This window comes from Algibacter agarivorans (assembly GCF_039543245.1).
Lineage (GTDB): Bacteria > Bacteroidota > Bacteroidia > Flavobacteriales > Flavobacteriaceae > Algibacter_G > Algibacter_G agarivorans.
The window spans coordinates 31,148-50,196 of record NZ_BAABJJ010000039.1 but is presented as its reverse complement, the minus strand read 5'-3'; the positions used below and the strand labels follow the sequence as shown (position 1 = coordinate 50,196).

The following is a 19,049-nucleotide window of genomic DNA, read 5'->3' as shown; positions in this document are numbered from 1 at the left end:
TAATGAAGCAGAATTTTACGCTTTCTTTTTTTATCGCTTTGGTTTCTATTGCTAACTCCTTTGTTGGAAACGCACAAATTAAAAAGGAGCATTTAAAATTAGGTTTTACTTACGGCACAGGGTCACAAAACAAATATCCTTTTGATTTAAAAACGTATACGCATGATGTTACGTTTTATAAAGCGCGGATAAACTATACATTAAAACAAAAGCAAAAATGGGCTTTTGAAATTAATTTAGAACCAGGTTACAATATTGCAGAACACCAGCTTTTAAATGAACATTTTATTAAACCAACGGATGGAGATGATTATTTAGAAAAAAGAGCATTATATACTCAAAAGCGTATTATTAAAGAGTATGTTTTAAATTGTGGTTTTATTGCTAGGTATTGTATTTATAAAAATATAAGCGCTTATGCTATTGGGAGTTTAGGTCCTATGATTGCAGACAAGCCAACTGAAAGATTAGCAAAGGGTTTTGCGTTTTCAGATATGTTTGGTTTAGGCTTGTCTTATCACATTAATAAAATTCAATTTGATTTTAGATATTCTGCTAGGCACACTTCTAATCTTGAAATGAAACAACCAAATAATGGGCATAATACGATTAACATGGAGTTTGGTATGTTGTACCAGTTATAAGGTTCTAGGCAAAAGTATTTTAATTTCACAAAGGAATATTTCCATGTTTACGTTTAGGCGTATCTACCTTTTTGTTTTCTAGCATTGAAAAGGCTTTGATAAGCTTGCGTCTGGTGTTTTTTGGTAAAATCACTTCATCAATAAAGCCACGTCTTGCTGCCCTGTATGGATTCGCAAATTTTTCTGCATACTCAGCTTCTTTTTCTGCCAATTTTTCAGATGGATTATCTGCAGCTGCAATTTCTTTCCTAAAAATAATTTCACTAGCACCTTTTGCTCCCATAACAGCTATTTCTGCTCCTGGCCATGCGTAGTTTAAATCAGCACCAATATGTTTGGAGTTCATAACATCATAAGCACCACCATAAGCTTTTCTAGTAATAACCGTTACTCTAGGCACAGTGGCTTCGCTTAGCGCATATAATAATTTAGCACCATGTACAATAATGCCGTTCCATTCTTGGTCTGTTCCTGGTAGAAAACCTGGCACATCAACTAATACTAGCAATGGGATATTAAAACAATCGCAAAAGCGTGTAAAGCGTGCCGCTTTTTTAGAACTATTTACATCTAAAACCCCCGCCAAAAACATGGGTTGGTTTGCTATTATTCCAACACTTCTTCCGCCTAAGCGCGCAAAACCAACAATAATATTTTCAGCATAATCTTTATGGATTTCGTAAAAAGAGTTTTCGTCAATTATTCCAGAAATAACGGCATGCATATCGTAAGGTTTATTTGGATTATCTGGAACTATATTTGATAAAATAGACCTAACCTCATCCTTAGATTCAAATTCAATTTTTTCTGTCGTTTTAGTGTTGTTTTGTGGCAAATAACTTAAAAGTTTCTTTAAGTCTTCTAAACATTCAATATCATTAGCAGACGTTTTGTGAGCAACTCCAGATTTTGATGCGTGCGTAAAAGCACCACCTAATTCTTCACTACTTACGGCTTCATTAGTTACTGTTTTTACAACGTTAGGTCCGGTAACAAACATATAGCTTGTGTTTTCTACCATCATAGTGAAATCGGTCATAGCAGGGGAGTATACAGCGCCACCAGCACAAGGTCCCATAATGGCTGAAATTTGAGGAACAACTCCAGAGGCTTGCACATTTCTATAAAAGATGTCTGCATACCCTCCAAGGGAACGTACGCCTTCTTGAATACGTGCACCACCGGAATCATTTAACCCAATAATTGGTGCGCCAATTTTCACAGCCATATCCATGATTTTGCATATTTTTTCCGCATGGGTTTCAGATAAAGCACCACCAAAAACCGTAAAATCTTGAGCGTATATATAAACTAATCTATTGTTTATAGTGCCATAACCAGTAATCACACCATCGCCAAAATACACCTCGTTTTCCATTCCAAAATCGGTGGTTCTATGGGTTACTAGAACACCAATTTCTTCAAAAGAACCTTCATCCATTAAATAATTAACGCGCTCTCTAGCGGTTAACTTCTTTTTAGCGTGTTGTTTGTCAATGCGTTTTTGTCCACCACCTAAATGGGCTAGGGCAATACGTTCATTGAGTTTGTTTATTTTATCTTGTTTCGAATCCATAATTTTTTTTGTCACGCAAAGGCGCAAAGTTGCATGGGTTTTATATTATTGTTTAGGTATTCTTAGTAACTTTTGGTCTTCTATATATTGTTTTACAGCTATTAAAGCGGCTATTTTAGCTTCGTTTTCGGTTTCTGATTTCAAAGCCTCAGGCGAATAATAGTTCTTTACAAAATGGGTGTCAAAATTTCCAGAGCGAAAGGCTTCATGCTCGCATACATATTTACCAAAGGGCAGTGTGGTTTGTACGCCTTCAACATGATAATTGTCAATAGCCTTAATCATAAGCTGAATAGCTTCTTCACGGGTTTTTCCGTAGGTAATTAATTTTGAAAGCATGGGGTCGTAATAGATGGGAATGTCCATGTCTTCTTCAAAACCATTATCCACTCTAATGCCTTCGCCTACCGGAAGTCTGTAAATATCTAGATGTCCTACACTTGGCAAGAAGTCGTTTAGTGGGTCTTCGGCATAAACACGCAATTCTAAAGCATGCCCATTAATTTTTAAATCATCTTGTTTTATTTGAAGGGCTTCACCACGGGCGACTTTGATTTGAAGCTCAACTAAATCAACACCTGAAATTAATTCAGAAACGGGGTGTTCCACTTGTAATCTGGTATTCATTTCCAAGAAATAGAAATTATGGTTGGCGTCTAATAAAAACTCAACTGTTCCTGCTCCTAAATAATCACAAGATTTAGCGACTTTAATAGCAGCTTCTCCCATTTCCGCTCTCAATTCTGGAGTTAAAATACATGAAGGCGCTTCTTCAACTACTTTTTGATGGCGACGTTGGATACTGCATTCGCGTTCAAAAAAGTGCAATACATTGCCATGGCTATCTGCCATAACCTGTATTTCTATGTGGCGGGGCGAACTCACGTACTTTTCAATAAACACCGAACCATCACCAAATGCTGAAGTAGCTTCACTTACAGCACGGTTCATTTGAGATTCTAAATCACTTTCTTTCTCGACCACACGCATCCCTTTACCGCCGCCTCCAGCAGATGCTTTGATTAGAATTGGGAATCCAATGTTTTTGGCAATGATTTTTGCTTTTTCAACATCTGTAATAGCTTCATCAATTCCTGGAACCATAGGGATGTTATATTCCTTAACAGCATCTTTTGCTGCCAATTTACTTCCCATTATTCTTATGGCTTTAGATCGCGGACCAATAAAAATGATGTTATTGTCTTCGCATAATTCCGCAAAAGAAGCATTTTCGCTTAAGAACCCATACCCAGGATGAATACCATCAACATGGAGTGTTTTTGCCGCTTCTATAATTTTATCACCTCTTAAGTACGATTGGTTTGAGGGAGGTTCTCCAATACAAACCGCTTCGTCTGCAAATTTGACATGAGGCGCATGTCTATCAGCGGTAGAAAAAACGGCTACGGTTTTTATACCCATTTTTTGAGCTGTTTTCATGACTCTAATGGCTATTTCTCCTCGGTTTGCTATTAATATTTTTTTCATTAATAAATCAATTTTGTCATTCCCTCGGAGGAGGGAATCCTATTTCTTTAGCCACGAATCACGAATCGAAGTCCTTATTGGGTAACATCAGAGTGTTCGTGGCTAATTATTATTTACTCGAATTCTATTAGCAATTGATTTTTTTCAACAGCATCCCCTTTATTTACAGAAACAGATTTTATAATACCATCTCTTGGGGATGTAATAATGTTCTCCATTTTCATAGCTTCAAGGATTAGCAATGGGGCATCTTCCATTACTTCTTGACCAACTTTCACATTTATTTCTAGAATTAAACCTGGCATAGGTGCTTTAATTGAGTTGATATGTTTTGTGGTTCCAACAGCAAACCCCATTTCTTTTATCAGCAAGTCTAACTCATTGTAAATATTTGTGTTATAGGTTTTGTTATTGATTTTTACTTGATATGTTTTATTGTTGAAATCTGCATTAGTGATTTCTGCTTTATAGGGTTTATTGTCTCGAAGAATATGGTAGTGTGAGTCTGATGTTTTTACGGCATCAAGATTTAAAATGTCATCATTCATAATCTCAAAATCAAAAGTATTATTTACGTTGGTCTTGAAAATTTTACCCATGAGGATCTAGAATTAGTGTGTAGTAAATATATGAATTTTATATACTATTTTTTGTTTTATGAAACTTGAATTATAATTGGGTTGGATAAAACTATTGAAAAATGAAATCCTAATTTATGAGATTAATCATATATCTAAATAAATATTCACATGGTAAAATCAGAATATTCATGATGATTTTTAAGGGCTTTTCTGGATAGTGGTATTCCAATAGAAAGCGATGTACTTACGCTACAATAATGCATGCATTTAACTGACTGTTTTCTTTATCGCTTGCAAGACCAATTCATAATACGCTTTGTTTGAAGGCACGAAATGATTGTTTTTATTATTTATGTTAATTACGAGTGTTTCAAATTCTTCAAAAGTAATCAGTTTTAATGCTTCAACTTCTTCCTCTTGAGGTTTTAATTCTGAAATTGACACTTTTAGTTCTGTGATAAATGTATTGTGGAATTCGTTGTCTTGAATTCCATTTTCGTAGGTCTGAAAACATTCAAAAACACCAATTTTTTGTAAATCGTTTTCGGTAATGGATAGCCCAATTTCTTCTTCTATTTCTCTGATAGCTGCTTGTTTCGGGGTTTCTCCAGCATCAATATGTCCTGCCACTGAAACATCCCACATAAGTGGGCAAATTATTTTTTTTACGGAACGCTGTGCTAATAATATTTCTCTGTTTGGTGTAAAAAACCAGATATGCGACGTATGATGATAATACCCTTTTTGATGGATAATCGATTTTAATTCAGATTTTCCTGTCTGTTTTCCTTCTTTGGTAACGATGTCTATATATTCCATCTTTAAAAATTAAAGTTTTATTATTTTGTTCCTAAATAAACTGTTCCTGCAATTGGGGTTAATTCGCTATTAATTAAGGTTATAACATAATAGTAAGTTCCTGTTGGGACTTTGTTTGATATGCCCATGGAACTGCTATTGGAAGTTCCATTCCAGTTGTTTTGATAATTGTCTGATTGATAGATTAACGCACCCCAACGATTAAATATTTTTAAATCAATTATAAATCCACAATCTTTTATTTCAGCTATCGTAAAGTATTCGTTCCATTGGTCTTGGTTTGGCGTTACAACTTTGGATATGGTTAGGTTGCTGCCATCAAAAAATTGATTTGAAGGTACTGTTATAACTTGAGTATAATCTTCAATGGTGCGTCCACAGGCATCAATAAAATTCCATGTATTGGTATAGGTTCCAGAGAAATCACAATCACTATTTTGAATAAAATCCCCAGAGGTTTTTATTAGATCAAAATCGCATATATCAGTAGTAGGAATTAGAGATTGAGCATTCATTAAATCATTTGGATTGTTAATGGATAAGGTTCTGTCTAAACTACCAATAGGTGTTTCCCAAAAAGCGATTGGTTGATTTATGGTTATTGGCAAAGGCGTTCCTTGTTGGCAATCATCCAATTCAATTGAACTATAGGTAGTAACCAGGTTTGTGTTTTCTTCGCCATTATAAGTGGCTGTAAATTGAAGTTCGAAAGCTAAATTGCAGGTATCTTCAAGAAAATAACAGGCATCTTTAATTATTAATTCAAATTTAATATTTAAAGGCGGGTCTCCTATATTAACGAAACCATCTTCTATAAAAAACTGTAAAAGCCTTGTATCTGTATCATACATGTAAGTAACTCCATTAGGTAAATTATTAGCAGAAACAAATTCTATGTTTTTTGGTATGGTTTCAGATAGAACAACATTAACAGCATTATCGTTTCCTGTGTTAAAAAAATTAAAATCGAATGTTACGATTTCACTGGTATTTGTAATATTTCCTATGGCATTTGAACTAAGTTTTATGGGGTATAAATTTGGCGCCCAGACTTCAACAGCTAACCCAACTAAAAATAAGCCGTAGGTTTCTTGATTTGATGTAAGCCTTATAGAAGCTGATGTTTGATTATTTCCTATGATGCTGTTATTTGTGTTATCTAATGAAAATACAGCAGCATCAAAACCTAAGGTATTTAAACTGGCAGGGTTTCTATTTGTGAAATTTGTGTTTTCTAAAGTGATTTTACTGTTGAAAAAATTGTTCAGATCTCTTAACGGTGTACTTATATCTACATAGTTATTTGCTGTATTCTGAATTTGAAATCGATCTCCAATTAAACTTCTATCGCCTTCAAAAGATCCAATTAGCGTATTTACTTTAACAGGGCCACTTGGGACTGTTCGGAAACCAGAAAAACCGATATCATAGTTATTAAGATCTCTAGTAATATGAGCATAACCATCAAATACGCTAACGTTTTTTGATGTCAACTCTGGACTTTCATAAATATAAACAATTTGCCAACCTCCTGAAGTTCCTGTATTTCCTGTGTTGTGTTGAAGTAAAAACCCTGTTTTGGCTTCAATATTTGCCACTTGATACTTACCATAAGGGCTATCTAAGTTTGTTACTAAATTGGTGATGTCTTTGAAACAGACATACGGATCATTACTAAAATGGGTGTCTCGACCTCTATAAAGCACGTCGTCTGCAGTTAATGTTTCATAAGTGTTTTTGCCAGGGAGCATTAACTTGATATCGTTAAAATTCCAATCGGGTTGGTTGTCCTCTCCAGCTTCATTTTCTTTATCGGCCGCCGCCCAATATAAATAGACTTTTTTAATTGTTAAACAGGTTAATTGGGGTTGCGGATTAACAAAATTGGCACTACTTGAATTAAATGTGGAATCGTCATTATCAATATCAACATAAACATTATCTGGAAAGGTGTGGTTGTCATCTTCACCATTGTAGTCTTCTGTTGGTGTTCGCGATAATATATTATTGGCAATCATTGTGAAATCGCCATGTATCATGCCATTAAAACGAGGAGAAAACTCTTTTTGAATTTGAGCGTAGGTGTCTATGGATGAAGCAAACAAACATATAAATAGAATTATTAGAGTTTGTTTAAGTAATGGGTGATTTATATGTATAAAACATTTCCCCATTAGATTATGTTCTTTTTTGTTGAATGATATAAATATTTAAATTGAGTCGACTTTTTAATATCGACTCAATTTAGTAGTATAAATTTTATTCTTTACTTAAAATAGCTAAATGTTTCACCTTCTTTTATGTTCAATAATGTTTCGTAAATTAATTTAATTACATTTTCAACATCTTCTTTATGCACCATTTCAACTGTGGTATGCATATAACGAAGCGGCAATGAAATTAAAGCAGAAGCCACACCGCCATTGCTATAAGCAAAAGCATCCGTATCTGTTCCTGTAGCTCGTGATAAGGCAGAACGTTGAAAAGGAATTTTTTTAGCTTCAGCGGTTTCCGTAATTAAATCACGTAGTTTTTGTTGAACAGCAGGGGCATAAGCTATTACCGGACCAAGACCCATTTCCAAGTGCCCTACTTTTTTCTTTTCAATCATAGGTGTTGTGGTATCATGTGTTACATCCGTAACAATAGCCACATTTGGTTTAATGGTTTGCGTAATCATTTCTGCGCCACGTAAACCAATTTCTTCTTGCACGGCGTTTGTAACGTAAAGCCCAAAAGGTAATTCTTTTTTGTTTTCTTTCAGTAATCGTGCAACCTCTGCTATCATAAAACCACCCATACGATTATCTATAGCTCTACAAACAAATTTATCGCCATTAAGTATATGGAATTCATCAGGATAAGTAATAACACAACCAACATGAACTCCTAGTTTTTCAACATCTTCTTTTGTTTTACAACCACAATCAATAAAAATATTATCAGGTTTTGGAGGTTCTTCATTAGCTTTATTACGTGTATGTATAGCGGGCCAACCAAAAACGCCTTTTACAATCCCATTTTTGGTATGAATATTTACTATTTTACTTGGTGCTATTTGGTGGTCGCTACCTCCATTTCTAATCACATAAATTAAACCATCGTCGGAAATATAGTTTACATACCACGAAATTTCATCAGCATGCCCTTCAATAACTACTTTATATTTTGCTTTTGGATTTATTACCCCAACTGCTGTGCCATAAGTATCTGTAATGAACTCATCTACATAAGGTTTTAAGTAATCCATCCATAGTTTTTGCCCCGTCCATTCGTATCCTGTAGGCGCTGCGTTGTTTAAATATTTTTCTAAAAAGTCCATCGACTTTTTGTTGAGTATGCTCTTTTTTGCCATGTTTTAAAATTTTCATCTAAAATAATAATATATTGTTTAAGACATGATTTAATTCCTTTCTTAATTAATTTTTTTTGGGTGTTACCACTCCCGATAGCTATCGGGAGGTCTTGATTTCGCTACTCGATCTTTTTATGTGCTGTCCCGATAACTATCGGTATTGTTTAATGAACTACTTCCTAGCCTTGGGTAGAGGTGTTTAATTTATTGCTTTACAAAATAGGTTTTGTTATTTCTATTACGCCACTAAGCAGATCTAATTTGGGGAAGCCTTCATCAGAAGTAGTGGGGAAGTATATGAAATAAAATTTCTCTAAAAACAGGAACCTCACCCTAATTATTATGAGATGCTAAAATAAGTTCAGCATGACAAATTTTGAGAATATCAACTCTAAAACAAAGGCAGCCGCTCATACTGAGCAATTAAAAACAACTTACCGCAAGCACGAGCATCAGATAGCGCATCGTGATGTTTTAAAGCTATATTATGCACTTTACAGCACGCATCTAGCTTAGCGGGTTTGTAACCTTTTTTACGGTAAATTTTAAGGGTACATTCCCAACGCGCTTCCATCATTATATCGGACTGCGGAATGTTATAATCTTTCATCGTTTTAAGTAAAACGGTTCTGTCAAAAGATTCATTGTGTGCCACGGTAACCATACCAGAAATACGTTTTTTAATCTCAGGATAGACACCTCTAAAGTTTGGAGAAAATCGGGTATCGTCCTCAGTAATACCATGCACTTGTTGGTTGTGCCAGTTATAGTCGTTGTTTGGTGGTTGGATTAAGGCATGAAACTCGTCAATAATAACGCCATCTTTAAACGTTACAATCCCAACCGAGCAAATGTGGTGTCCTTTTGCGGTCTCGAAGTCTATGGCGGCGAAAGTGGTTGACATGGTTTGGTTTTGAGAGTAAAGTTACAGTTTTATTATAACTGTTTCGGCACTAAGCAGTAATTTGCCTTGGCAGGCACTCAGATAAAAAAGTCTATTTTGAAAGTTTAGGCTTATTAGTTCTAGTTTTATATACAATAAATACGGATATAGAAAAAAGAATGACTTTACCAATTAAGGCGCCATAACCAAACTCGCTTAAACGAGATAAGCCTAAAGATAAAATTTGAACTATATTATATAGTAAGATTATCGATGCTACTATAAAAATATAATGAATTGTTTTATTCATAGAAGTAAAAAAAAGGTGAGATTAATTAATCTCACCTTAGTAATTAATAATTATTTAGTAACTGTAGTTGTTGATGGAGCATAAATCCCAAAAGTTAAAGCAGATACTAATCCGTTTACAAAAGATTGTCTTGTAAAAACATTATAATCTGTTGCACCATCAGCCATTTGCTTTGAATCTGAAACTCCAACAGGCGCTAAGCCATAAATAACATAATGATTCCATTTTGTTACTTCCGCGTTTCCTTGAGCTCCCTTTCCAACAACACTTGTATAAGAGTAGCAAGACGTTAAAAGCATTGATGCAGCAAAAGCTACCGTCATTAATTTCATTGTTTTTTTAATCATTTTTTTTGATTTTAATATTAATTAATTTATTTAAATCACTCACTTTTAGCCTTATATAAATATGTTTATTTAATAGCTATTGTAAGTGAAACACAGTACTAAACTAGGTAAAAAAGAAAGAAAAGAAGTGTTTGTTTTGTAAGATTTTTTTTAAAATCCTAACGTATTAACTGATAGGTGTATAGGGTTTTTTTAACTCTATTTTGGGAGATTAGTTTGCCGTATTTAGTAACACGGAATAATTAAATACACTGTTAGTCACTTTTAATTTACTTATCCTTCTTATAAAGCGGAATCCTATACGATAAGAAATAACTATAGCCAGCACCAATACCACTGCTATCATAGGTTTTTCCAAACCCAGGAATGTAAACGTTTTCAAAATTATTGGGTTCTGTTTCGCTAGCTAATATTTTTAGCTGCACGTTTAAGCCCATGTATAAATTATTGAATAATTCGACTTTCATTCCTAAAATAATTTCAGCCCAAAATGCGGTTAAGCCACTAAATTCTTGAGTATCTGTAGACGAAAATTGAGGTGCCCAATACTGATTAGTACTATATATATTAAAACTATTTAAATCGTGACTAAAGCTACTTGCTCCAATTCGAAAACCTGAATAAATCATATTATCCATATCTAACCAGTTTTCATACATGTTGAAATCTATACCGCCTTTTATATAACTCCCTGTACTGGTAATATCTAAATAATCGGTGATGGTGTTTTTTTCTTCTATTCCAATTTCTCCAGCAATATATAAGCGTTTTTTAATTCGGTAGTCTACGGTTATTTCAAAACCAGTAAAATCATCGTCGGCAAAAGACCGAATAAGTTTCCCGATATCTGCTCCAACACGAAGTCCGTATTTGAGTTTTATTTTAGTGTTATCGTTAGGTGTGCTAACAATACTATCGTTTTGTGCGCTAACAGACACACAAAAAAGTAGCATACATGCTAAACTACTAATGAGATATGTTATAGTGTGCTGCTGTTTCATCTTCTACAGATTGGTTATCGGTTGCGGGTTGTCTTGAAAGCATCCAGTTGTCGGCGTCTGGTTCAATAGTAAGGGTAACGTTTTTAAAAATAGTTTTATAACCACAAGCACGTGATACATAAACTTCTTCACGACTATAATTTATGGTAATAATATCTTGGTTACCATCAATAAAATCATCTGTAGTATCATCAGGAGTTGTATTGTCGTTTACAAAAGATTCTTTGATAAGTCTATATTGCGTAGTGTTGTCGTCTGTTTTTAAAGGTAAAATAATGGTACTTGTAGTTACATTATTATACTCTGATAATATAAATTCGTTATCTACTCCAGCAACCACTAAACCAAAAACATTTTTGCTGTCATCTTGATTATCTGGATCAATAAGATCTATGATTAATCTAGGCGTTGTAGGTGTGCTATCTGGACAAATATCGTCACGTTCGCAGCTTATTGATAGGGTAACTATCAAAATAAACGGAATTATTAGAATTTTAAAATATTTCATTTTTTAATTTTGTATGAATTCCAGTTTTCACAAGAACAACAATCTATTTTATATAAATACCAATTATTGGCTTATCGACGCTCCAAAAGTACAACATTTTCCACATGAAAAGTCTGTGGAAACATATCTACTGCTTGGGTTTTTATGACTTTATATTGTGCATCCATTAAGGCTAAATCTCTAGCTTGGGTAGCACTATTACAACTTACGTATACCACTTTTTTTGGCGCAATATTTAATATTTGTTGTACGACATCTTTGTGCATACCATCTCGTGGTGGATCGGTAATTATAACATCAGGTTGTCCATGGGTTTCAATAAATTCATCATTAAAAACCTGTTTCATATCACCAACAAAGAATTCAACGTTATTAATGTTGTTTAATTGTGCATTTTCTTTTGCTGCAGTTATAGCATCTGGTACAGATTCTACACCAATAACCTTACTGGCTTGTTTTGCAACAAATTGAGCAATGGTTCCTGTTCCCGTATATAGATCGTAAACCAATTCGTTTCCTGTTAAGCCTGCAAAATTTCGCGTTATTTTATAGAGTTCAAAAGCTTGGTCGGAGTTGGTTTGATAAAAAGATTTTGCGTTTATTTTAAACCTTAAACCTTCCATTTCTTCAAAAATATGATCGTTACCTTTGTAGCAAATCACGTCTTGGTCATAAATAGTATCGTTTGCTTTTCCGTTAATGACGTATTGTAACGATGTTATTTGCGGAAAGGTTTCAGCAATAAAATCCAATAACAACTCACGTTTAGCTTTGTCTTCCTTAAAAAGCTGAAGCATGACCATAATATCGCCTGTGCTAGATGTTCGGATCATCATGGTACGTAATAATCCAGTTTGATTGCGTGTGTTAAAGAATTCCAATTCGTTTTCAATAGCAAACTGTTTTACGGCATTTCTAATGGCGTTTGAAGGGTCAGCTTGCAGGTGGCAGGTGTTTAAATCTAGAATTTTATCCCACATGCCCGGAATATGAAAGCCTAGCGCATTTCTATCTCCTAAATCTTTATCAGACTGAATTTCTTCAAGTGTCAACCAACGGCTATCGCTAAACGAGAATTCCATTTTGTTTCTGTAGAAATATTGATTTTCTGCGCCTAGAATAGGAGTAACCTCTGGAAGTTCAATATGCCCAATACGTGTTAAGTTATTGGTGACTTCCTTTTGCTTATAAAACAATTGATGTTTATACCCCATATCTTGCCATTTGCAACCACCACAAGTTCCAAAATGTTCGCAAGCTGGTAGCGTTCTTTTGTCTGACAGTTTATGGAAAACAGTGGCTTTTCCTTCATAAAAGGCTTTACGCTTTTTAAAAGTTTGTACATCAACCACATCACCAGGTACTGCATTGGGTAGAAAAATGACTTTCCCATCGGGTGCTTTAGCTATGGTTTTACCTTTAGCTCCGGCATCAATAACTTCTACATTCTCAAAAACTTGTTTTCTTGCTTTTTTTCTAGACATGCTGCAAAAATAACAATAGCGAGAAATAAAATACTTGTTATTTAAATTATCTTTAAGAGATTTTTACTTTCATTTAAAATAAAATGAACCTTTTTAGTTTTTTGTCGTCTTTAAAGTAGCATGCATGTTGTAAACACACATAAACGGATAATTAATCAACCAAAAGCGGATGTTGTAGTTTTGTTAGAAACACTATCAACAAAAGATGATAAAGTTTGGCCCACTACCAATTGGCCAGCTATGCGATTTAGAAATGGATTGAAAATAGGAGAAAAGGGCGGACACGGAATAATAAGGTATGCTGTTGAGGATTATATTTTAGGCGAAGTAATAGTCTTTAAGTTTTTAAAACCCAAAGGATTTGATGGGATTCATAAATTTGAAATCTTTGAAAAGGACGCTAATACCACGGAAATAAAACATAGTATCATTATGAAAACCCACGGATTAGCAACATTGCAATGGGTTTTTGTAATTAGATGGCTTCATGATGCCTTAATAGAAAATGCTTTTGATACTATCGAGAATAATTTTTTGGAGGACAAGATATTTACTAAATGGACTATTTGGGTGCGTTTATGGCGATTTATTTTAAAATGAATAAGTGAAGAAGAAGAAAACTATTGATAGTCTTTTGGTGTTACAATATCAATCTGGAGATGCTAAAGCGTTACCGGTATTAGTTAAACGTTGGCATAAAACCTTTTGTGAGAAAGCCTATTGGCTAGTAAAAGATGCCGATGTTGCCAAAGATATTGCACAAGATAGTTGGGGGATTATCATTGGTAAAATAAGTCATTTAAAAAACCCAGAAAGTTTTGGGAGTTGGGCATTACGCATTGTTTATACAAAGTCCTTAGATTGGATTAAATCCAATAAACGTTTACATCAAAATTTGGAAAGCTATAAATATGAACAAGAGGTTTTTGATTTAGAAAAACCCGATGATGACGAATTAAAGAATGAATTGTTGAAAACGATAAAAACGTTACCTGAAAACCAACAAGTGGTTATTAGGTTGTTTTACGTTCAAGAGTATTCGTTAAAAGAAATCAGTAAAATTTTAAATATATCAGTTGGAACAGCAAAATCAAGATTGTTTCACGCCAGAGAAAAATTAAAACACATTTTAAAACATAAAGATTATGAAAACTAATATGGAAGATATAGACAAATTAATTAAAGAAACATTAAGTGATGAAGAAGCAAAATTCTACGATGAATTAGATGAACAAAATCTATTTCAAATGTTAGGAGGTATTTTTAAAGGGAAAAACACGTGGTTAGCAATAATTATGAATATTATTAACGTCATTATTTTTGGATTGTTGATTTATTGTATTATTCAAAGCATGGAAGTTGAAAAAACCAATGATTTAATTTTATGGGTTGGTGCAATAATACTATGTTTTTTAACCATGAGCATGATTAAAATATACATTTGGATGCAAATACATAAAAATGCTTTATTAAGAGAGATGAAACGTCTAGAATTGCAAGTATCTTCACTGTCTGGAAGGCTCTCAGAATAATATTTTTTCAAGCAATTATTATTTACTAGCTTTGCAATTCCTAGGGATGATTTCTCTCCCACGCTGAATTTTCGACCCGATAGCAATCGGTACTTCGAAAGGATAAAGGTACAGAAGGAATGGTTATTTTTAAAATATCCATTTATGCCAAATGAATTTTAAAATGATTAATAGTGAATTTGAATTATAGTTTCTTTAGATGAAATAGAAAATAGAAACGAATTTAATTGATTATTTTGAAATTTATTTGGTATTACTTGGGTATGAGCTTTAAATTTATTTAAAATGGCTGTTTTAGACTCATTAACTTCGCAACAAGCGATTGATTTAGAAAACAAGTATGGTGCACACAATTACCATCCACTACCTGTGGTATTAAGCAGGGGAGAAGGTGTGTATGTTTGGGATGTAGACGGAAAGCAATATTACGATTTCCTATCTGCTTACTCCGCTGTAAACCAAGGGCATTGTCACCCAAAAATTGTTAATGCTATGGTGCAACAAGCACAAACATTAACTTTAACATCCAGAGCATTTCATAACGATATGCTTGGTAAATATGAGAAATTTGCTTGTGAGTTTTTCGGGTTCGATAAACTTCTACCTATGAATACAGGTGCCGAAGCTGTAGAAACAGCTTTGAAACTTTGTAGAAAATGGGCTTATGAAGTAAAAGGAATTGACGAAAATAAAGCGGAAATTATTGTGTGTGAAAATAATTTTCACGGAAGAACCACAACCATTATCTCGTTTTCTAACGACCCTGTTGCGCGTAAAAATTTCGGACCTTATACTAGCGGTTTTATTAAAATAGAATACAATAATTTAGAAGCACTAGAAGATACTTTAAAAAAGAATCCTAATGTTGGTGGCTTTTTAGTGGAGCCTATTCAAGGTGAAGCTGGAGTTTTCGTGCCAAATGATGACTATCTAATAAAAGCAAAAGCATTATGTGAGCAATACAATGTGTTGTTTATTGCAGATGAAGTTCAAACAGGTATTGCCAGAACAGGACGTTTACTAGCAACTTGTGGTAATTGTACTTGCGATAATAAAAATTGTTCTGATACTCCAGATGTGAAACCCGATGTTTTAATTCTTGGGAAAGCTATAAGTGGTGGTGTTTATCCTGTGTCTGCGGTTTTAGCAGATGATAGCGTTATGAATGTTATTAAACCAGGTAATCACGGAAGTACATTTGGTGGAAATCCTGTAGCAGCAGCAGTTGCTATGGCAGCTTTAAAAGTTGTGAAAGAGGAAAGGTTAGCAGAAAATGCTTTTAAGCTCGGGAATTTGTTTAGAAGTGAATTGAATAAATATATTGAAACCAGTAATCTGGTTAATCTTGTTCGTGGAAAAGGATTGCTTAATGCGATTGTAATTAATGATGATGAAGACAGTGATACCGCTTGGAATATTTGTTTAGCATTGCGGGATAATGGTTTGCTAGCAAAACCAACTCACGGAAATATTATTCGTTTTGCTCCACCTTTAGTGATGACTGAAGTACAGTTGTTGGATTGTGTTTCTATAATAGTAAAAACCTTGAAGCCATTTGAAAAATAGATTTTTTGATAGTTTTATTAAAGTGTTAATCATAAAAAAGCCGCTAAATGCGGCTTTTTTATGATTATAAATTGTTGAAATTATTGGTTTTGATACTGTTCCATCATTTCTTGAGATAGTCTCATCATTTCATCCCAACCAACGGTAGATATTTGGTAAATAGTATAAATTAAATACAGTATGTTAATTACCAATACAACCAATGCAATAGTTTTAGCTGTATTCATAGCCTTAACACTAGCAGGTTCATAATTTTCTGGATTAAGCTTAGCAGTGTTTAATTTGCTGTTTGCAATAAAAAATGCAATACCAGCAAGAATAAAACCAAAACCACCAAAACAGCAGCAGAAAAGACCTATAATAGCTAATACGTAAACAAGAGTTGGATTTAGTTTTTGTTGTTCCATAGTATGAATTTTAATTGATTAGTTTAATGAGATAACTGATTATAATTGTAGACACTGATAAAATTGCTAGTATCCCAATCACTTTATTCGAATGCTTAAATTTAAAGAAAATATTTATGCTTATAAATATAAAAAGTGCAATTAAACTATATATGGCTGGATAGATATAAAAAGCCTCAATGAATTCACCTTGAAAAATTAGAGAGACTGATCGCTGTAACCCACAACCCATACACTCAACTCCGAAGAGTTTTTTGTTTAAACAAGGGAGCATGTACTTTTCCATGTATTCCAGAAATAGATTATGGAGCTAAAATACTAAAAGCAAATATAAGATGTGTCTAATCGAAAAGAATTCCTCAGAGGCTCTACTCTGCCTCGGGGTTTCCGTTGAAATTGTTATTCCCATGAAATCGAAAGATTCATGAATTCATTATTATAGAATATTAAACAAAGAACAAAATGGTAATCTAAATACAGAATTTTGATTTTTGACCAAAGGTTAAAATGAAAGCAGCAAAATACCTCTATGGCACTTCTCAATGATCGTTGGTTTCAATAAATTCTTTATTTATTATTACCAATAACTATTTTCTTGCTAAAAACTTGATTGTTATCTAGGTTTATTTTGACAACATAAACCCCATCACTAAACGATTTTGTAGAATAGATGTGCTTTCTTTTATCTGAAGAAATATTAGCATTCATAACTTGTTTTCCAGAAACATCGTAAAGGCTAAAAGCATTTATAGTTAAGTTATTCGGGTTAAAAAGCTTTAATTGAGAGATGCTGTTATTTTGAAATACCTTAAAGTTTTCAAAAACGTTATCATCAATACTTAAAACGTTGTTGTTAAAAGTAATCTCAAAACGGTCATTGTGAATACCTTCATTTAAAGTCACTTCAAAAGTACCGTTTTTAATATCTGCATATGTATTTCTAATCTTATCAAATACAAAAATATTGACATTTTCTGGAACATCTTTTAGTTGGTTAATTTTAATACTATATAAGGTATTGTCTTTTGAAGCTTTAAGACCTAAAGTTAATCTTGTTGATTCATCATAATTAATCGATTTAATCGATAATGCTTTATCACTAGAAATGATGTAAGCATCATTGCTTAAGTCATTTATATTTGTACCATCATAAAAACGATTGTATGTATTGTTATCCGGTGTATTTTCCCTAAACGCAATAATATTTTCTTTATAAAATGTATTGTCTATGCGCGCATGAATTCTTATTTCAGGGATAATCGTTGGATTTTCTAGAATTCCTTTATAATCTACACCATTATGTGATTTTGCTACGGTTTCTTTTTTTGATTTTTTTTCTTTTTGCTTGCCTTCTTTTGCAAAGATAGCGCCATCACCTCCAGTTGTTGAATCTTCGGATATGTATGCCAAACGCATAGAGTTGTCGAAAGTAGCATCACCTCCGGCACCAAAACTTTGTATGACAAAACCTTGGCCAACCGCAGCATAACGCCTAGAGTTGTTTAAACTATAATCAGTACCTGTGTTTGTAGAGCCACCTTGACCTTCTCCTTGTCCGTTATAAAATTGAAAAGGCGCTACCGCGTAACTTCCATTATCATTTAAATCTCCAAGATCTCCAGGTGTATAAACAGCATAACCTCCTTCATATGAGGCTAGGTTATGTGAATTGGTAACAGCTTGTTCCCAAAAAAAAATTTCACCACTTAAACGCGATTGATTCGTTGCGGAATTCACAAAAAACAATTTCAAATCTAAAGTAGAAGGATATGGGTTTCCTGTTAATGTTTCAGCAGTGTTTAATGTGCCAGATGCTGGTTGGTTGTCAGTACCATCAAAAGCACAACTTACTGTTATTGTACCGTTATTTGGTCTCCCTCTAAAATCTAAAATATTATCAGCATTTGGACTTCCTTTTAGAGTAAAGCCATAACCTGGTTCAGTATTTAATGATTGTACCCAATCATAATAACCTTCAGCATCTTGTAAAGTATATGCCCAAAAACTAGCTATTTCTGTAGCCGTTCCTTCATAAGCTGTTGTATATAAGTAAGTGGTAGAAACAACATTAGTTAAATCGGTATCATCATCTGGGTCGTGTATGTTTGAACTATCAAAGTCTACATTAGCTTGTGCAGTCCCGTCTACTGCTACACCAACTGGCGAGCAAAAATAATTATATTCATAAACTCCAGTAGTCTGGTTTTGATAAATAGATAATTCGCCTTCATCAGAATTTTTAGTGTCGGTATTTTGTATAAGTTGCGCATCACCTCTCATATAAAGATTTGATGTAGCTGTTTCTAATCTTATATCATCATTAACAAATAAAACAACATCTCTTGCATACAAATAGCTGTTATCATCAACGTAAAGGTCTGGTACTTGGCTATAACCTATTTCAATAGTAAATATACAAAGGTATACTGTGGTAAGTGTTTTTAACAAACTTATGTCTTTCATATAACGCATAGTTGTTTTTTTAATAGTAAATTAAAAACTAATTTATAGCGCGTAAATATATTGTTTTTTTTAATAAATAACCCCT

Annotated in this window: 19 protein-coding genes; 5 read left to right on the top strand and 14 right to left on the bottom strand. The window is 33.6% G+C overall.

The features are described from left to right. The first annotated feature begins 2 nt into the window (after window positions 1–2). On the top strand, window positions 3–644 hold the full coding sequence (locus ABD935_RS13900; RefSeq protein ID WP_345192953.1) for an acyloxyacyl hydrolase: 642 nt from the start codon (window positions 3–5) through the stop codon (window positions 642–644). Window positions 645–669: 25 nt separating this feature from the next. On the opposite strand, the gene ABD935_RS13895 is transcribed toward ABD935_RS13900, so the two are convergent. The 11 genes from ABD935_RS13895 to rlmD all read right to left on the bottom strand — a co-directional run bounded on the left by ABD935_RS13895 (window position 670) and on the right by rlmD (window position 12,996). Continuing rightward, window positions 670–2,220, bottom strand: coding sequence for an acyl-CoA carboxylase subunit beta (locus ABD935_RS13895; RefSeq protein WP_345192951.1), 1,551 nt, complete (start codon window positions 2,218–2,220; stop codon window positions 670–672). Window positions 2,221–2,265: 45 nt separating this feature from the next. After that, complete coding sequence (gene accC, locus ABD935_RS13890) at window positions 2,266–3,708, bottom strand: acetyl-CoA carboxylase biotin carboxylase subunit (protein ID WP_345192949.1); 1,443 nt, start codon at window positions 3,706–3,708, stop codon at window positions 2,266–2,268. 113 nt (window positions 3,709–3,821) lie between these two features. Continuing rightward, window positions 3,822–4,307 carry an acyl-CoA carboxylase biotin carboxyl carrier protein subunit gene (locus tag ABD935_RS13885; protein ID WP_345192946.1) on the bottom strand — a complete coding sequence of 162 codons (486 nt, stop codon included), beginning with the start codon at window positions 4,305–4,307 and terminating at the stop codon, window positions 3,822–3,824. Window positions 4,308–4,556: 249 nt separating this feature from the next. Continuing rightward, on the bottom strand, window positions 4,557–5,108 hold the full coding sequence (locus ABD935_RS13880; protein ID WP_345192944.1) for an NUDIX hydrolase: 552 nt from the start codon (window positions 5,106–5,108) through the stop codon (window positions 4,557–4,559). 20 nt (window positions 5,109–5,128) lie between these two features. After that, the gene (locus tag ABD935_RS13875) at window positions 5,129–7,282 is read right to left on the bottom strand and encodes a T9SS type B sorting domain-containing protein (RefSeq protein WP_345192942.1); all 2,154 of its coding nucleotides are present in this window, start codon (window positions 7,280–7,282) and stop codon (window positions 5,129–5,131) included. Between the two features lie 92 nt (window positions 7,283–7,374). Beyond that, entirely contained in the window at window positions 7,375–8,463 is a 1,089-nt protein-coding gene (locus ABD935_RS13870; protein ID WP_345192939.1) for a M42 family metallopeptidase, read from the bottom strand. 391 nt (window positions 8,464–8,854) lie between these two features. Then, window positions 8,855–9,367, bottom strand: coding sequence for a 3'-5' exonuclease (locus ABD935_RS13865; protein WP_345192937.1), 513 nt, complete (start codon window positions 9,365–9,367; stop codon window positions 8,855–8,857). A 339-nt stretch (window positions 9,368–9,706) separates the two neighbouring features. Beyond that, on the bottom strand, window positions 9,707–10,003 hold the full coding sequence (locus tag ABD935_RS13860) for a Bor family protein (protein ID WP_345192935.1): 297 nt from the start codon (window positions 10,001–10,003) through the stop codon (window positions 9,707–9,709). Between the two features lie 269 nt (window positions 10,004–10,272). Further along, on the bottom strand, window positions 10,273–11,004 hold the full coding sequence (locus ABD935_RS13855) for a DUF6048 family protein (RefSeq protein WP_345192933.1): 732 nt from the start codon (window positions 11,002–11,004) through the stop codon (window positions 10,273–10,275). Next, window positions 10,970–11,512 carry a DUF6452 family protein gene (locus ABD935_RS13850; RefSeq protein WP_345192931.1) on the bottom strand — a complete coding sequence of 181 codons (543 nt, stop codon included), beginning with the start codon at window positions 11,510–11,512 and terminating at the stop codon, window positions 10,970–10,972. Before ABD935_RS13850 ends, ABD935_RS13855 begins: the two co-directional genes overlap by 35 nt. 71 nt (window positions 11,513–11,583) lie before the next feature. Next, the gene (rlmD, locus tag ABD935_RS13845) at window positions 11,584–12,996 is read right to left on the bottom strand and encodes a 23S rRNA (uracil(1939)-C(5))-methyltransferase RlmD (protein ID WP_345192929.1); all 1,413 of its coding nucleotides are present in this window, start codon (window positions 12,994–12,996) and stop codon (window positions 11,584–11,586) included. A gap of 120 nt (window positions 12,997–13,116) precedes the next feature. On the opposite strand from rlmD, the gene ABD935_RS13840 reads away from it, so the two are divergent. The 4 genes from ABD935_RS13840 (at window position 13,117) to rocD (ending at window position 16,094) form a co-directional block, all read left to right on the top strand. Further along, a complete protein-coding gene (locus tag ABD935_RS13840; protein ID WP_345192926.1) occupies window positions 13,117–13,596 on the top strand; it encodes a hypothetical protein in 480 nt (159 codons plus the stop codon). A gap of 4 nt (window positions 13,597–13,600) precedes the next feature. After that, entirely contained in the window at window positions 13,601–14,152 is a 552-nt protein-coding gene (locus ABD935_RS13835; protein WP_345192924.1) for an RNA polymerase sigma factor, read from the top strand. Next, window positions 14,142–14,528 carry a DUF6768 family protein gene (locus ABD935_RS13830; protein ID WP_345192922.1) on the top strand — a complete coding sequence of 129 codons (387 nt, stop codon included), beginning with the start codon at window positions 14,142–14,144 and terminating at the stop codon, window positions 14,526–14,528. The genes ABD935_RS13835 and ABD935_RS13830 overlap by 11 nt, the downstream gene beginning before the upstream one ends. 285 nt (window positions 14,529–14,813) lie before the next feature. After that, complete coding sequence (gene rocD / locus ABD935_RS13825; protein WP_345192920.1) at window positions 14,814–16,094, top strand: ornithine--oxo-acid transaminase; 1,281 nt, start codon at window positions 14,814–14,816, stop codon at window positions 16,092–16,094. Window positions 16,095–16,174: 80 nt separating this feature from the next. Here the strand turns inward: rocD and ABD935_RS13820 are convergent, their stop codons facing one another. The 3 genes from ABD935_RS13820 to ABD935_RS13810 all read right to left on the bottom strand — a co-directional run bounded on the left by ABD935_RS13820 (window position 16,175) and on the right by ABD935_RS13810 (window position 18,964). Beyond that, entirely contained in the window at window positions 16,175–16,501 is a 327-nt protein-coding gene (locus ABD935_RS13820; RefSeq protein WP_345192918.1) for a CCC motif membrane protein, read from the bottom strand. A gap of 10 nt (window positions 16,502–16,511) precedes the next feature. After that, window positions 16,512–16,775: a DUF2752 domain-containing protein gene (locus ABD935_RS13815; RefSeq protein ID WP_345193173.1), complete on the bottom strand. Its 264-nt coding sequence runs from the start codon at window positions 16,773–16,775 to the stop codon at window positions 16,512–16,514. A 293-nt stretch (window positions 16,776–17,068) separates the two neighbouring features. Further along, entirely contained in the window at window positions 17,069–18,964 is a 1,896-nt protein-coding gene (locus tag ABD935_RS13810) for a T9SS type A sorting domain-containing protein (RefSeq protein ID WP_345192916.1), read from the bottom strand. Window positions 18,965–19,049: the final 85 nt, after the last annotated feature.

Excerpts from the sequence above, each read along its gene's own strand:
- accC (WP_345192949.1), bottom strand. The coding sequence starts at position 3,708 with ATGAAAAAAATATTAATAGCAAACCGAGGAGAAATAGCCATTAGAGTC.
- ABD935_RS13895 (WP_345192951.1), bottom strand. The coding sequence starts at position 2,220 with ATGGATTCGAAACAAGATAAAATAAACAAACTCAATGAACGTATTGCC.
- rocD (WP_345192920.1), top strand. The coding sequence starts at position 14,814 with ATGGCTGTTTTAGACTCATTAACTTCGCAACAAGCGATTGATTTAGAA.
- ABD935_RS13885 (WP_345192946.1), bottom strand. The coding sequence starts at position 4,307 with ATGGGTAAAATTTTCAAGACCAACGTAAATAATACTTTTGATTTTGAG.
- ABD935_RS13900 (WP_345192953.1), top strand. The coding sequence starts at position 3 with ATGAAGCAGAATTTTACGCTTTCTTTTTTTATCGCTTTGGTTTCTATT.
- ABD935_RS13865 (WP_345192937.1), bottom strand. The coding sequence starts at position 9,367 with ATGTCAACCACTTTCGCCGCCATAGACTTCGAGACCGCAAAAGGACAC.
- ABD935_RS13880 (WP_345192944.1), bottom strand. The coding sequence starts at position 5,108 with ATGGAATATATAGACATCGTTACCAAAGAAGGAAAACAGACAGGAAAA.
- ABD935_RS13850 (WP_345192931.1), bottom strand. The coding sequence starts at position 11,512 with ATGAAATATTTTAAAATTCTAATAATTCCGTTTATTTTGATAGTTACC.
- ABD935_RS13870 (WP_345192939.1), bottom strand. The coding sequence starts at position 8,463 with ATGGCAAAAAAGAGCATACTCAACAAAAAGTCGATGGACTTTTTAGAA.
- ABD935_RS13855 (WP_345192933.1), bottom strand. The coding sequence starts at position 11,004 with ATGAAACAGCAGCACACTATAACATATCTCATTAGTAGTTTAGCATGT.
- ABD935_RS13875 (WP_345192942.1), bottom strand. The coding sequence starts at position 7,282 with ATGGGGAAATGTTTTATACATATAAATCACCCATTACTTAAACAAACT.
- ABD935_RS13820 (WP_345192918.1), bottom strand. The coding sequence starts at position 16,501 with ATGGAACAACAAAAACTAAATCCAACTCTTGTTTACGTATTAGCTATT.
- ABD935_RS13815 (WP_345193173.1), bottom strand. The coding sequence starts at position 16,775 with ATGCTCCCTTGTTTAAACAAAAAACTCTTCGGAGTTGAGTGTATGGGT.
- ABD935_RS13840 (WP_345192926.1), top strand. The coding sequence starts at position 13,117 with ATGCATGTTGTAAACACACATAAACGGATAATTAATCAACCAAAAGCG.
- ABD935_RS13810 (WP_345192916.1), bottom strand. The coding sequence starts at position 18,964 with ATGAAAGACATAAGTTTGTTAAAAACACTTACCACAGTATACCTTTGT.
- ABD935_RS13860 (WP_345192935.1), bottom strand. The coding sequence starts at position 10,003 with ATGATTAAAAAAACAATGAAATTAATGACGGTAGCTTTTGCTGCATCA.
- rlmD (WP_345192929.1), bottom strand. The coding sequence starts at position 12,996 with ATGTCTAGAAAAAAAGCAAGAAAACAAGTTTTTGAGAATGTAGAAGTT.
- ABD935_RS13830 (WP_345192922.1), top strand. The coding sequence starts at position 14,142 with ATGAAAACTAATATGGAAGATATAGACAAATTAATTAAAGAAACATTA.